Annotated in this window: 15 protein-coding genes; 4 read left to right on the top strand and 11 right to left on the bottom strand. The window is 57.9% G+C overall.

The features are described 5' to 3' along the window. Positions 1 to 80 precede the first annotated feature (80 nt). Positions 81 to 776, bottom strand: coding sequence for a GntR family transcriptional regulator (locus Q0Y02_RS11795; RefSeq protein WP_035247869.1), 696 nt, complete (start codon positions 774 to 776; stop codon positions 81 to 83). Between the two features lie 301 nt (positions 777 to 1,077). Between Q0Y02_RS11795 and Q0Y02_RS11790 the strand changes: the two genes are divergently transcribed. Further along, entirely contained in the window at positions 1,078 to 1,623 is a 546-nt protein-coding gene (locus tag Q0Y02_RS11790; RefSeq protein ID WP_297768485.1) for an HD domain-containing protein, read from the top strand. A 414-nt stretch (positions 1,624 to 2,037) separates the two neighbouring features. On the opposite strand, the gene Q0Y02_RS11785 is transcribed toward Q0Y02_RS11790, so the two are convergent. The 6 genes from Q0Y02_RS11785 to dapA form a co-directional block, all read right to left on the bottom strand. Beyond that, positions 2,038 to 2,544, bottom strand: a complete 507-nt coding sequence (locus Q0Y02_RS11785; protein WP_297768481.1) for a hypothetical protein — start codon at positions 2,542 to 2,544, stop codon at positions 2,038 to 2,040. Between the two features lie 152 nt (positions 2,545 to 2,696). Further along, positions 2,697 to 2,930 (bottom strand): DUF6726 family protein, encoded by a 234-nt coding sequence (locus Q0Y02_RS11780; RefSeq protein WP_290508839.1) that lies wholly within the window; start codon positions 2,928 to 2,930, stop codon positions 2,697 to 2,699. A 58-nt stretch (positions 2,931 to 2,988) separates the two neighbouring features. Beyond that, positions 2,989 to 3,705: a phosphoribosylaminoimidazolesuccinocarboxamide synthase gene (gene purC, locus Q0Y02_RS11775; RefSeq protein WP_297768477.1), complete on the bottom strand. Its 717-nt coding sequence runs from the start codon at positions 3,703 to 3,705 to the stop codon at positions 2,989 to 2,991. A 25-nt stretch (positions 3,706 to 3,730) separates the two neighbouring features. After that, the gene (locus Q0Y02_RS11770) at positions 3,731 to 4,504 is read right to left on the bottom strand and encodes an MBL fold metallo-hydrolase (protein WP_035247881.1); all 774 of its coding nucleotides are present in this window, start codon (positions 4,502 to 4,504) and stop codon (positions 3,731 to 3,733) included. A 5-nt stretch (positions 4,505 to 4,509) separates the two neighbouring features. Then, positions 4,510 to 5,124: an outer membrane protein assembly factor BamC gene (gene bamC / locus Q0Y02_RS11765; protein ID WP_297768472.1), complete on the bottom strand. Its 615-nt coding sequence runs from the start codon at positions 5,122 to 5,124 to the stop codon at positions 4,510 to 4,512. Next, a complete protein-coding gene (gene dapA, locus Q0Y02_RS11760) occupies positions 5,121 to 6,005 on the bottom strand; it encodes a 4-hydroxy-tetrahydrodipicolinate synthase (RefSeq protein WP_297768469.1) in 885 nt (294 codons plus the stop codon). The genes bamC and dapA overlap by 4 nt, the downstream gene beginning before the upstream one ends. Before the next feature lie 380 nt (positions 6,006 to 6,385). Here dapA and Q0Y02_RS11755 point away from each other — a divergent pair, with 380 nt between their 5' ends. After that, positions 6,386 to 6,913, top strand: coding sequence for an ACT domain-containing protein (locus Q0Y02_RS11755; protein WP_297768467.1), 528 nt, complete (start codon positions 6,386 to 6,388; stop codon positions 6,911 to 6,913). Positions 6,914 to 6,972: 59 nt separating this feature from the next. After that, entirely contained in the window at positions 6,973 to 7,449 is a 477-nt protein-coding gene (gene bcp, locus Q0Y02_RS11750; protein WP_297768463.1) for a thioredoxin-dependent thiol peroxidase, read from the top strand. A 47-nt stretch (positions 7,450 to 7,496) separates the two neighbouring features. Here bcp and Q0Y02_RS11745 read toward each other — a convergent pair whose 3' ends face one another. Together Q0Y02_RS11745 and Q0Y02_RS11740 are read right to left on the bottom strand one after the other, a co-directional pair. Beyond that, positions 7,497 to 8,588, bottom strand: coding sequence for an AI-2E family transporter (locus Q0Y02_RS11745; RefSeq protein ID WP_297768460.1), 1,092 nt, complete (start codon positions 8,586 to 8,588; stop codon positions 7,497 to 7,499). After that, on the bottom strand, positions 8,588 to 8,836 hold the full coding sequence (locus tag Q0Y02_RS11740) for a sulfurtransferase TusA family protein (protein WP_035248807.1): 249 nt from the start codon (positions 8,834 to 8,836) through the stop codon (positions 8,588 to 8,590). Before Q0Y02_RS11740 ends, Q0Y02_RS11745 begins: the two co-directional genes overlap by 1 nt. A 108-nt stretch (positions 8,837 to 8,944) precedes the next feature. Here Q0Y02_RS11740 and Q0Y02_RS11735 point away from each other — a divergent pair, with 108 nt between their 5' ends. Next, on the top strand, positions 8,945 to 10,375 hold the full coding sequence (locus Q0Y02_RS11735; protein WP_297768457.1) for a M48 family metalloprotease: 1,431 nt from the start codon (positions 8,945 to 8,947) through the stop codon (positions 10,373 to 10,375). A 177-nt stretch (positions 10,376 to 10,552) separates the two neighbouring features. On the opposite strand, the gene nadA is transcribed toward Q0Y02_RS11735, so the two are convergent. Together nadA and Q0Y02_RS11725 are read right to left on the bottom strand one after the other, a co-directional pair. Continuing rightward, positions 10,553 to 11,602: a quinolinate synthase NadA gene (gene nadA, locus Q0Y02_RS11730; RefSeq protein WP_297768453.1), complete on the bottom strand. Its 1,050-nt coding sequence runs from the start codon at positions 11,600 to 11,602 to the stop codon at positions 10,553 to 10,555. A gap of 147 nt (positions 11,603 to 11,749) precedes the next feature. Continuing rightward, entirely contained in the window at positions 11,750 to 12,940 is a 1,191-nt protein-coding gene (locus Q0Y02_RS11725; RefSeq protein ID WP_366516919.1) for a cyclopropane-fatty-acyl-phospholipid synthase family protein, read from the bottom strand. Positions 12,941 to 12,949 lie beyond the last annotated feature (9 nt).

Here is a 12,949-nt window from a genome sequence, read left to right as displayed (position 1 = left end):
TTCAGGGCAACGCGCTGGTGCCATGTGCCTGAAGAGGGTGGCAATTCTATGCAGCTTGGCCGCGCAGGGCAAGGGTCAATTTATTTGCGCCGGCGAGATCCCCAGGCGGTTTCGATCTGGCGGGCGCGGGTGATGGATTCTTCCACCAGCTCTGACTGGTGCTCGGCGAACTCACGGATGATTTCCAGCGCCGAGCGCACATCCCGGCGGAAGATGGTCTCCACCAGGGCCTTGAAGAACGACAGGCATTCCTTCACTTCGTCGGCCTCCAGGTGCAGGGCCATAAAATAGGCCCGCTGCATGGCCGGCTGCATGTTGATAAGGATATCTTCCACAAACACATTGCGGGCAAACGGATAAGCATGCTCGAGGAACTGGAAACTGAGCACAAAGAACGCATCCAGATCCCGCTCTTCCGCTGCCACCTGCAGACCATGAACCAGCTCGATAAAGGCGTCCAGATCCTCTTCTCGCACCACCTTGATGGCCTTGCGGATCACCAGCCCCAGCAATACCTGCATCACCTCATAGAGGCTGCGCACATGGGCTTCGGACATTTCTTTCACTACTGCCCCGCGGCGCGGCAGGATATCGATCAGCTGGCGCCGCTGCAGGATCAGCAGTGCCTCGCGGACGGAGCCGCGGCTCACATCCAGCTCGCCGGCCACACGCAACTCCTGGATACGATCACCGGCCAGCATGTCACCATGGATAATCTGCTTGGCCAGGTGCTGGGCAATCTGCTCGGAAAGGCTTTCTTTGGCTTTGAAGCTCACGGGTACTCCTTAGAGGGATCTCTATCAGCGTTCAACAGCACGCTCTGCTTCCTCACCGCACTTGCCGGCACAGGTACAGCGCCATTGCTTGTTGAACAATCCCAAAATTCTTGTCCGACTATAGAACAAGGGTGACGGGGCTCCAATAGCTGGACACTAATTGCCTACAATGACCGGCAACAAGATGTGTCCACGCTCGCAATTTTCCCCCGGTCCTCTGGATTTCAGTGGTATTACTGGCCAGTATGAAAGAGAAAGGCTGCCTGCGGGCACAACAATAAAGAATCACCAGGTACACAGGATGTCCCAAAACCTGATTACGCAATTACCCCGTGTGGATTCACTCTTTGATCAGTACACGGAACGCTTTGGCAAGCAACAGACTCCTTACCGCAACCATGTCTACCGTCTTATCAATCTGGTGGCCGCTCAGAAGACACTGGACGACCAGGAGCAGGAAGCCCTGGAGATTGCCGCCTTCTTCCACGACGCCGGCATCTGGCTGGCCGGCACGTTCGATTATCTCCAGCCCTCTGCCCGCTTGGCGGAACATTATCTGGAAGAGCAGAAACTCGGCCACCATCGCACCATGGTGCGCGCCATGATCCTGAATCACCACAAGATCAGTCGCTATCACGACGACCCGACAAACCTGGCTGAAGTGTTTCGACGCGCAGACTGGATGGATGTTAGCCTGGGCCTGATGCGCTTCGGCGTCCCCATGGCCCGGGTTCGACTGATCAAACGGGCCTTCCCCAACGCGGGCTTTCATCGCCTGCTGCTCAAACTCAGCGGCCAGCAATTGCTCAGCCAACCCTGGCGACCACTGCCCATGCTGAAACGCTGAGCCCCGGTTCTTGTTTGCCGTATACGCTGTAATATGATTACGCGACAAATGCCACGGCAAACCCGTTTGCTGCCACTATATTGACCACAAAAAGTTACTCACAGCATCTGTGGATAACTTTGTGTATAGACTGTCAGGAACTGCCGCGAGCACCGATGTTTCCTACCCTTCCCCCAGAATGATGAAAAAATGGCCGTTTTATTAAATTCTTTTAAAACAATAACTTATCAATCATTTACCGCAAATCAACAAGTTAGACAAGAACATTCACACAAGGCCTGAAAAACGGTTAAACGCTGTGCAAAACTCTTGCCCTGAATCGGAGCAAACAGAAAAATGCAAGCGCCCGTGCGGCTTTATTAAGCCGCCACAGTCACTTGTAAAGGAAAACGCAGGAAGGTTCGGGGATCGGGATCAGCGCCGCAGGCTGAAGCTGATGCCCAGCACGACGACCGGCTCTACATCCAGGTCATTATTGTCGCGCTCTTCTTCGGTGTCGCAACGAAACGCTGCTTTGTACTCGTCACAATCCAGGGCTTCGATGGCTCCTACCGCCGCACTAACGGTCCAGCGGGAATAGGGTTTCACCCACTGGTGGCCCAGCTCCACCCCGACACCCAGGCGCTCATAGTGGCGCTCACCACCCAGATCTCCCGCCATCAGGCCGGTGTAGAAGCCGTTTTCGGACATCAGGCCACGCTCCATCTTATGGCGCCAGCCCGCCACCCAGCGAGGTTCATCTGTGTCGAGGCCACCGGAATCCAGGTACAGGGCCGGCATGGCGTAGAAGCTGTTGTGCTCGGTGGCCCACTCCAGATTCAACCCGGCGAGACCATTGAGGTAGCCCAGGCCGATAAGCAGATCATCTGCCACAGCCGGCACAGGCATGAGCATAAGGAAGGATAGTAGCCAGCGGTGCATGGCAAACTCCGGTTATTGTTGTTATTCAGCCAGGGCTGTTTGCGCCTGGTCAGGCCGCAAGCGCGCCAGGGAGCCTGTATTTTTCACAACCCCCTCGCGGATTACAAGCATGGAAACCCCGGCCCCGACGTCAGCGGGGCCAGGAGCCAGCATTACAGCGGGATCTTGTCGATGCTGTCGGCGGTGGTGTCGATGGCGCCATCCACTTTTTCCAGCGCTTCATCCGCGGCGTTACCGGCTACCGGAATAATCGACAGCACCGCGCCCACTACGGAGCCGGCGGCGCCGACCAGTCGCATGGGCGTTGTCGCCAGTTTGGTGAGGAAACAGCCGCTCAGAGTGGCTGCCAGCAGGCCTACCACTGCCAGACGCATTACCGATTTCATAGTTGCTCCTTATTATTCTTCAGAGTGTTGTTCCGCACGTGTACCGAGACGCCGTGAATCAGTATTGAAACTGCATCCCCAATCGACGCCCCACTTCCTCATAGGCTTCCACCACGCCACCCAGGCCCTGGCGGAAACGATCCTTGTCCAGCTTTTCGCGGGTGTCCTTGTCCCACAGCCGGCAGCCGTCCGGGCTGAATTCATCGCCCAGCAGCACCTCACCATTAAACACGCCGAATTCCAGTTTGTAATCCACCAGCAACATGCCCCCGTCCAGAAACAGCTGCTTGAGCACCTCGTTAACCTGGAACGTCAGGGTTTTCATTTGCGCCACCTGCTCGTCGGTGGCCCAGCCGAAACTGCGGATATGGAAGTCGTTGACCATGGGGTCACCCAGATCATCATTCTTGAGAAAGAATTCGAAAGTGGGCGGATTCAGTTCCAGACCTTCTTCCACACCCAGGCGACGGCAGATGGAGCCAGCGGCAATATTGCGCACCACGCACTCCACCGGAATCATTTCCAGCTTTTTCACCAGCGATTCCACCGGCGACAGCATCTGCTCGAAGTGACAGGGAATACCCGCCGCCTTGAGCTTTTCCATGATGGCGGCATTGAACTGGTTGTTCACCGCTCCCTTACGCGCCAGCGCCTCTTTCTTCTTGCCGTCAAAGGCCGAGGTGTCGTCGCGGAACAGCATGATCAGTTTGTCCGCGTCATCGGTGGTGTACACAGACTTGGCTTTGCCGGCATACAACTCGTCGCGTTTTTCCATGGAAAGGCCTTTACTCGGGTCAGTATTAATGTACTTGCAGCCAGCCAAACCCTTCCGTCTGGCTGGCAACGCCAATTCGTTCACGCCCGCGGGTCACCACCCGCTCAATGGCATCCAGTGCATGCCGGGACGTGTTGTTTTGCTCACTCAGGTGCGACAGCACCAGATGCTGCAGGCGGTCCACATTGGCCTGGCGCAGCAGCGCTGCAGCCTGGTCATTGCTCAGATGCCCCAACATACCACCCACACGACGTTTCAACGACGGTGGGTAGGGACCGTGAACCAGCATCTGCGCATCATGATTGCATTCCAGCACCAGTGCATCGCAATCCTGATAAGCCTCTACCACATGGGGAGTAATGGCCCCCAGGTCGGTGAGCACGCCCAGGGTGCGGCCCTGCCAGGTAAAGCGGTACTGGCAAGGCTCGCGGGCATCATGGGGCACCAGGACCGGCAGAATCTGCAATGCCCCTACGGTAAAGGCACGCCCCGGCCGCACTTCCTGCCAGTTTGCACCGCTGAGACTGGTGCGCTTGCCCTGCACCGCGCTGGCGGTGCCAAAGGAGCTGTAGACCGGGCAACCGGTCTTGCGGCCCAGCGCTCCGGCACTACGGATATGGTCGCCGTGCTCATGAGTTACCAGAATGGCACTGAGCTGATCCGCTGCCAGCCCCAGTCGTGCCAACCGCTGCTCGGTTTCCTTGACGGTAAACCCGCAGTCGATCAACACCAGGGTGTCGTCCGCTTCCACCAGGGTGGCGTTGCCCTTACTGCCACTGCCCAGGGATGCCAGCTTCATAATACTTAATTCAGTTCTTCAAAAATGCGTTCAAGGATGGCCTGGCCCGGGGTCTTTTCCACCAGCGCAGAGCCTTCTTCATTCAATACCGCCACCTGAATACCATTGGTGGTATGGCTCAGCTTCAATTGCGCGGTCTTGGCACCCAGGGTGTAGCGCTCAGGCACCTTCAGGTAATAAATACCCACTTCACGGTCCCGGTCGCTGATCTTCAGATCGGTGTTACCCAGGGCGTCGCCCACATACTCCCAGGCCCAGGCAAAGCGGGTGGACATCATGATAATCGGATAGCCATTACCATCACGGGCCAGAATCGCCTTCGAGGACGCATCCTTGGGGGCCGGTTGCTGTGACTCTTCCTCGTCAGAGCCACCCAGAACCACCAGCTGGGGCGGTTTAGGCACCTCAAAGCGCTTCTCGTCTTCACCACGGCCCACCAGGCGTTCTTCCTGACGCGGGACTGCATAAAGCGGCTGCTCGCCGATGAATACGCCGTCTTCAGGAACCTGGATAGGCTCCAGCATTTGCGCATTTCGATAATTCAGGCTGCTGTCCGGCAACCAGCTACAGCCGGATGCTGCGGATACCACCAGTGCGAGCGTTAACGCCGCTTTCTTCATTTAACCTCCAGCAGGCCACATTGACGCATGGTCTCACGCAACCGCGGCTGGGCCGCTTCTGACAGCGACACCAACGGCAGGCGGATACCAAGATCAATCAGGCCCATTTCATACAGTGCCCATTTCACCGGGATCGGACTGGCTTCAATAAACAGATCACGATGCAGGGGCTCAAGTTCCGCATTTAATACACGGGCCTGGTCCGCGTCACCCGCCAGGGCCGCTTCACACATGGCCGCCATCTTGGCCGGGGCCACATTTGCGGTCACCGAGATATCGCCATGGCCGCCCGCCAGGATGAAATCCATGGCCGTGGCGTCGTCACCGGAGTAGAGCATGAAGTCATCCCCGCAACGCTCGCGGATTTCACGGGCCCGCTCCAGGTTACCGGTAGCTTCCTTGATGCCAATGATGTTGGGCACCTTGCTCAGCCGCTCCACGGTTTCCGGCAACAGATCACAGGCAGTACGGCCGGGCACGTTGTAGAGGATCTGCGGAATATCCACCGCCCGGGCCACCGCCAGGTAATGTTGGTAGAGGCCTTCCTGGGGCGGTTTGTTGTAGTAAGGCGTGACCAACAGGCAGGCATCAGCGCCGTCACGTTTGGCGTCACGGGTCAGGCGGATGGCTTCTTCGGTGTTGTTGGCACCGGTACCGGCGATCACCGGGATGCGGCCCTTGGCCGCGGCCACCACCTCACGGATCACGCTGTCGTGCTCTTCAAAACCCAGGGTGGCGGATTCGCCCGTGGTGCCCACCGCCACAATGGCGTGGGTGCCCTGCTCCACATGCCAGTCCACCAGGGCGCGTAAACGCTCCCAGTCCACTGCTCCGTCTGCGCGCATGGGGGTTACCAGCGCTACAATGCTGCCACGGATCATGCCTGTCTCCTGTTTTACGCCAATCGGCGCAATCGCGATTATTCCGGTGCACCGGACCCTGTCGTCGGGTGAAGGGCGCTATGGTAAACCTCGAAAACGCTGGACGCCAGATGCCTGACACTCGGCAATTCCCTTTGTGGGAAGGGAGCCGGCGGGACCAGGCAGCCTCTCCCCCACCACCAGGGCGAGGCGAGTCACGGGGCTAGAGACAACGCCGGCAGCGTTTCGCTCCTCGTAACTTACCCCTTACCATGGTTTTTCTTCAGGATTTCCACAGCCCAGGATGAGTCTTCTGGTCTCTGCACTCTCTGCAGAAAACCTCTAAACTCTCATCACACAACTCTCAAAATACAAACAAGACAATGCCTGCGGAGCGCATCATGGAACAACTCATCGTTATCTCGGCCTTGGGGTCAGACCGCCCGGGCATCGTGGAGTCCCTTTCCCGGGCAGTACTGGAACACAACGGCAATATCCTCGACTCTCGCATGACCGTGTTGGGCGGTGAGTTTGCCGTGCTGATGCTGGTGTCCGGCAGCGATGCCACCCTGGACCAGTTGGAAACGGACCGGGACAAGCTGGCGGGTGAACTGGACCTGCTGATCACCCTGAAACGTACCCGCCCACGTGATCTGCAGGCCCGCGCCCTACCCTACGAGGTGGAAGTGGTGGCCATGGACAACCCGGGCATCGTCCACGAAATTGCCAACTTCTTTTCCCGGCGCAGCATCAACATCGATGATCTGCATACCGGCACCTATGCCGCTCCCCACACCGGCACCAGCATGTTCAGCCTTCACCTGGTACTGAGCATGAACGCGGAACAATCAGTGGCCGAATTACGCGAGGCTTTCCTGGACTTCTGTGAGGAGCGCAATCTGGACGCCACCATGACACCGAAGCGCTAAGCACCGCAGCACACAACATGGCAAAACCATCAACAGCATGAAAGAGAAGCGGACCCCATATGGCACATCCCAAGATTGGTAATCTGGCACCCAACTTCAAACTGCCTGATCAGGACGGCAATACGGTTGAACTGAAATCCTTCAAGGGCAAGAACCCGGTGGTGATTTTCTTCTACCCCAAAGCACTGACCCCGGGTTGTACCACCCAGGCCTGCGGCATTCGCGATACCAGGGCTGAGCTGGAAAAACGCGGCGTAGTGGTATTCGGCATCAGCCCGGACCCGGTTGCCCGCTTGCCCAAATTTATCGACAAGCATGATCTGAACTTCACCCTGTTGTCCGATGAGGACCACGCCATCGCGGAAAAATACGGTTGCTGGGGAATGAAGAAGTTCATGGGCAAGGAATTCATGGGGCTCATCCGCACCACCTTTATCGTCGGCAAGGACGGCAAACTGGTGAAGGTAATGGACAAGTTCAAAACCAAGAGCCATCACGAGGATCTGCTGGCTGAGCTGGACGAGCTGGGAATCTAGAAAACCTCTGCATGGCAAGGGGCGCCACCGCGCCCCTTAACTGGCTGCTATGAATCCTCCTGCACCTTCTGCTCAGGGTCAGGGTAATCTGACTGACTGGGCCAGGCATTGATCACCGCCTTGATCAAGGTCGCCAGCGGGATGGCAAAGAACACACCCCACAATCCCCACAACCCTCCGAACAGCAAGATCGCGGTAATGATTGCTACGGGGTGAAGGTTCACCGCCTCCGAGAACAGCAGCGGCACCAGAATATTGCCATCGATAAACTGGATGACGCCGTAAATCACCATCACCAGGGCAAAATCCCCGCTCCAGCCAAACTGCACATAGGCCGCAGCCGCCACCGGGAGTGTTACCACTGTCGCGCCGATATAGGGCACCACCACGGACAAGCCTACCAGCACCGCCAGCAACACGGTGTAGTGCATTCCCAGCAGCAGGAAAGCAATAAAGGTGGCACTGCCTACCAGCAGGATCTCGATGGCCTTGCCGCGCACATAGTTGGCAATCTGATCATCCATCTCATGCCAGACGTGATCCAGAATCCGGCGCCGACGGGGCAGGAAACGCATCAGCCAGTTGATGATGGTTTCCCGATCCTTGAGGAAAAAGAACACCAGCAATGGCAGCAACACCAGGAAGACCATCACCTCCACCAGGTTGGGAATAGACGCCAGCGACAGGGTCAGCACCCCCTGCCCTGCTTCCGCCACCTGGCGCTGAATCACCGACACAATGGAATTCACCTGCTCCATGGAGATCACTTCCGGATAATGTTCCGGCAACTGTCTGAGCCAGGTTTCTCCATTCTTGAGAAGATGCGGCAACTGGTCCTGCACCAGCAGCAGAGTCTGTCGCCAGACCATGGGCAACAGCACCACCAGAGTCGCGATCAGCAGGCCAAGGAAGAGAGTAAAAACCAGGTTCACCGCCAGTAGACGGCGCATGCCATGACGCTCCAGCCCGGAAACCAGCCCTTGCATCAGGTAGGCAATCACGATTGATGCAAACACCGGCGCCAACATGCCACCGAAAAACAGAATGACCAGTCCGGCGGTCAGCAATACCACAAGAAGATATACTGCCTCCTCATCGGAAAAGTACCGTTCGGACCAGTTTTTGAGAATACGTAACATCAGCTCTCCTGTTCGCCACGGCGAATCACAAAGGCATAGTGGCCCTTATTTTCGCCCATGCGAACCAGCTCGTGGCAGGATTGTCTCAAATAGGCAGGAATGTCATCGGCGGAAGCAGCATCGGTGGCGATCACCTCCAGCAGCTGCCCCGGTTTGAGATGTCTCAGCGCCTGCCGGGTCTTCAACAACGGCATGGGACATTGCAGGCTGGAGGCATCAATCTGCAGGTCGATAGGCTGGTCGCTCATACAGGCGGCTTCATTCGTTGCGGCTCTAGCTGCATTATAGTCACAACCCGACAACGGAATAAGGGTGGGTTGTGCCGACTTGCACGAATACTTACGGGAGCATCTTACTTGAAGTTTTTGTTACGCACCGTCTTGTTGTTGAGTTGCTGCACGCTGGCAGCCACCAGCGCCAATGACGACTTGCCGGTTCTGGGTGATCCCACCGCCGCACTGATGTCCGCCGACCAGGAGTACCGTCTGGGTCGCGGCTGGCTGCGCGGCCTGCGCGGGCAGACCTCGATCATGTCCGACCCGCTGGTGCAGGAATATGTGGAAAGCCTGGTCTACCGGCTCGCCTCCTACAGTGACCTGAAAGAACCCAATCTGGACATCGTGGTCATCAACAGCCGTCAGATTAACGCCTTTGCGGTACCCGGCGGCGTGATCGGGCTTAACGCCGGGCTGTTCCTCAATGCCCGCGACGAAGACGAAGTGGGCGGCGTGGTGGCCCACGAAATTGCCCACGTCAGCCAGCGGCATTTTGCCCGCCGTTATCTGGACTCGAAAAAGATGAACACCGCCGTGCTGGCCGCCATGCTGGCCAGCCTGGCTGTCGCCATTGCCGGTGATGGTGAAGCCGGCATGGCCGGTATCGCCGCCACCCAGGCCGGTGCCATCCAGGCGCAGCTGGCCTACTCCCGCCAGAACGAACGGGAAGCGGACCGGGTGGGCATGCAGACCCTGGTCGCTGCCGGTATGGACCCGGATGCCATGCCTCGTTTCTTCGAACGTATGCACAACAGCCAGCGTTTTTCCGGTGATCCGCCCGAGTTCCTGCTCACCCACCCGGTCACCGAAAGCCGTATTTCCGACAGCCGATCCCGGGCGCGCTCCCTGCCAACCCCGAGGCTCGCCCCGTCTGTCCATTTCCTGTTGGTACAGGCACGACTGCAGGCGGCCTTCATTCAGGGCGACGATCATGCTATCGACCATTTCCGTCAATACAGCAACGAACGCAATGCCCTGGGCCTGCAGGCCGCCCGCTATGGACTGGCGCTGAGTTATCTGCGTGCTGACCACTATGACCAGGCCAGGAAAATCATGCAGGCACTCGCCGAGGAGCACCCGGACCAGCTGTGGTTCCGGCTGGGTCTGGTGGAAGTTGCCATGGACGAGGGCGACTACGACGTGGCCATTAGCCAGGCGGAGCGGGTGCTGGATCTGTCACCGAACAATTACCCGGCGTCCATTTTGCTGAGCAAGGCACTGCTGCGCAGTGAGCAACCGGCCAGGGCCTTGCCGCTACTCAAACCGTTACTGGGAGACCGCCCCAACAACCCGTATATCTGGGATTTGGCCGCCGATGCCTACGGCAACAGCGGCGACAAGGTTCGTGCCCTGCATGCGCGGGCAGAAAGCCAGTTCCTGCGTGGCAGGGACCAGCAGGCGATGCAACAGATGGAATATGCCTTGCGGGATGCGGAAAATGATTTTGCGCTGTACAGCAAGCTCAATGGCCGGCTGCAAACCATGAAGAGGTTATCGGAAGAGAGGTTCTGAGACTTAGGGGGGGATTAGGCCGACCCGTTGGAGCCTTGCTTGCAAGGCGAAGGGTTCTATCAGCCCCGGTGCCCTCTGGAATCTTCGCTTTGCAAGCAAAGCTCCAACGAGACAAGCACAGGGAGATCCTAAAAAAGGCGGCAACGTGGTGTGCCGCCTTTTTCAGTTGTCGTGTCATTACGACTTCAGCGACTTGCCGAAATCCAACATGCGATTGAGCGGCACCATGGCTTTATCTGCCAGGTCCGAATCCACGAAGATCTCCTGGCCCATGCCATTGTCGTCTTCCAGCACCGCCAGCATGTTCTGCAGGCCATTCATGGCCATCCACGGGCAATGGGCACAGCTGCGGCAGGTGGCACCGGAGCCGGCAGTGGGGGCTTCCAGGAAGGTTTTACCCGGAGCCAGTTGCTGCATCTTGTAGAAGATGCCCTTGTCGGTAGCGACGATGAAGGTGTCGTTATCCATCTCGCAGGCAGCCTTGATCAGCTGCGAGGTGGAGCCCACCACATCCGCCATTTCCACCACCGGCGCCGGTGACTCCGGGTGTACCAGAATGGCAGCGTCCGGGTAGGCCGCTTTCAGATCCTGCAGGCCCTTGGCCTTGAATTCCTCGTGCACGATACAGGCGCCATCCCAGCACAGTACATCGGCACCGGACTTGTCGCGCACATAGCTGCCCAGGTGCTTGTCCGGGGCCCAGAGGATTTTTTCACCGTTGCGGTCCAGATGCTCAATCAGCTCCACCGCAATAGAGGAGGTGACCACCCAATCGGCGCGGGCTTTCACCGCCGCCGAGGTATTGGCGTACACCACCACGGTGCGATCCGGATGCTGATCACAGAAATCGGCAAATTCGTCCTCAGGACAGCCGATATCCAGCGAGCAGGTCGCTTCCAGGGTAGGCATGAAAACGCGTTTTTCCGGGCTGAGAATCTTGGCGGTCTCGCCCATGAACTTGACCCCGGCCACGATCAGAGTGGACGCCGGGTGCTCCTTGCCGAAGCGGGCCATTTCCAGGGAATCGGACACGCAGCCACCGGTTTCTTCCGCCAGGGACTGAATTTCAGGATCGGTATAGTAGTGGGCCACCAGTACCGCGTCGCGCTGGCGTAACAATTCCTTAATGCGCTGACGGTAGGATGCACGCTGTTCCTCGCTGAGCGAGTCTTCGTGTACCACCTTGGCCAGATGGGCCTGTACCAGTGCTTGTGCCTCTGCAGTCATTGGCTTCACCGCCTGGGGTTTCCCCCTGATATCAATAACTTAGGTAATAACCAGAAAATCAGGGCGGGCATAATACCACAACGTGGCGCCGGGGCGGCGCCGCGTAGATACCCTTAAGCGTTAAAATGCGCCCGGACGGGCGGCTTTTCAAGATGCCGGACGATAGTCCGGGCCGGCAGCCACCAGATGCACAGTACTGATGGCTCGCTCCAGGAACGCGCCCTCGCAGTAACACAGGTAGTAATCCCACATACGGATAAAGCGCTCGTCAAAACCCAACTCACGGACTTTCGGCAAGTTCGCCAGAAAACGCTGACGCCAGTGATTCAGGGTCAGGGCGTAGTCATGGCCGATGTCATGAAGCTCCGTGGCGACCATGCGGGTATGCTTAGTCAGATGCTGGCACATCACCGACACGCTGGGCAGGAAACCGCCCGGGAAGATATAGCGTTTGATGAAATCGACCTGATTGCGGGCATGCTCGTAGCGCTGATCCGGCACCGTGATGGCCTGCAATACCAGTTTGCCATCCGGTTTTAGCCTTTCTCCGAGCACCTGAAAATAGCTCGGCAGAAACTCCGCCCCCACCGCTTCGATCATTTCCACGGAGACCACCCGATCATACTGACCGGTGAGCTCCCGATAATCCTCTTCCAGCACCGTCACTCTGCCCTCAAGCCCCTCAGCCTGAACCCTTTCACGGGCATGGCGAGCCTGCTCCCGGGAGATGGTGGTGGTGGTGACCTGAACACCATGATGCTTGGCCGCATGAATGGCGAGACCGCCCCAGCCAGTGCCGATTTCCAGCAAGGTCATACCTGGAGCCAGTGACAGGTACTGGCAGATTTTTTCCAGCTTGTAGTCGGAAGCTTCTTCCAGCGGGGCATCCGGACGGGGAAACACCGCGCTGGAGTACATCATGCTGCGATCGAGAAACAGGCTGAAGAAATCGTTGCCCAAGTCATAGTGCGCAGAGATATTGCGGCGTGAGCCCTGCAAGGAATTACGGTTATAGCGGTGCAGCATTTTCAGGGCCGGCCTGGACAACAATGCCATGCCACCTTCCAGGGCTTTCATGGCATCTACGTTGGCAGCAAAGTAACGAATGACTGCCACCAGGTCCGGGCTATCCCAGCCTTTTTCCATGTAAGCTTCTGCCGCGCCCAGGGCACCGCCACTCATCATCATGGTATAGGTGCGCCAATCACGCAGGCGGATAATGGCCGCTTCGCCGTGGGAATGGCTGCCGAGCATGACCTGATTGCCATCGGGTTCGTGAATACGAAGAGCGCCATGCGGCAGAGCGTTGAGCCGAGCCAGCACCAATTTGCGAGCCACGGACTGTGC

The sequence above is a fragment of the uncultured Alcanivorax sp. genome (assembly GCF_947258575.1).
Classification (GTDB): domain Bacteria; phylum Pseudomonadota; class Gammaproteobacteria; order Pseudomonadales; family Alcanivoracaceae; genus Alcanivorax.
The sequence above is the reverse complement of the archived record's forward strand: the minus strand, read 5'-3'. Positions and strand labels throughout refer to the sequence as shown.

Coding starts and splice junctions, on each gene's coding strand:
- bamC (WP_297768472.1), bottom strand. CDS start 5,124: ATGAAGAAAGCGGCGTTAACGCTCGCACTGGTGGTATCCGCAGCATCC.
- Q0Y02_RS11745 (WP_297768460.1), bottom strand. CDS start 8,588: ATGTTACGTATTCTCAAAAACTGGTCCGAACGGTACTTTTCCGATGAG.
- Q0Y02_RS11755 (WP_297768467.1), top strand. CDS start 6,386: ATGGAACAACTCATCGTTATCTCGGCCTTGGGGTCAGACCGCCCGGGC.
- purC (WP_297768477.1), bottom strand. CDS start 3,705: ATGGAAAAACGCGACGAGTTGTATGCCGGCAAAGCCAAGTCTGTGTAC.
- Q0Y02_RS11785 (WP_297768481.1), bottom strand. CDS start 2,544: ATGCACCGCTGGCTACTATCCTTCCTTATGCTCATGCCTGTGCCGGCT.
- Q0Y02_RS11740 (WP_035248807.1), bottom strand. CDS start 8,836: ATGAGCGACCAGCCTATCGACCTGCAGATTGATGCCTCCAGCCTGCAA.
- Q0Y02_RS11790 (WP_297768485.1), top strand. CDS start 1,078: ATGTCCCAAAACCTGATTACGCAATTACCCCGTGTGGATTCACTCTTT.
- bcp (WP_297768463.1), top strand. CDS start 6,973: ATGGCACATCCCAAGATTGGTAATCTGGCACCCAACTTCAAACTGCCT.
- nadA (WP_297768453.1), bottom strand. CDS start 11,602: ATGACTGCAGAGGCACAAGCACTGGTACAGGCCCATCTGGCCAAGGTG.
- Q0Y02_RS11770 (WP_035247881.1), bottom strand. CDS start 4,504: ATGAAGCTGGCATCCCTGGGCAGTGGCAGTAAGGGCAACGCCACCCTG.
- Q0Y02_RS11780 (WP_290508839.1), bottom strand. CDS start 2,930: ATGAAATCGGTAATGCGTCTGGCAGTGGTAGGCCTGCTGGCAGCCACT.
- dapA (WP_297768469.1), bottom strand. CDS start 6,005: ATGATCCGTGGCAGCATTGTAGCGCTGGTAACCCCCATGCGCGCAGAC.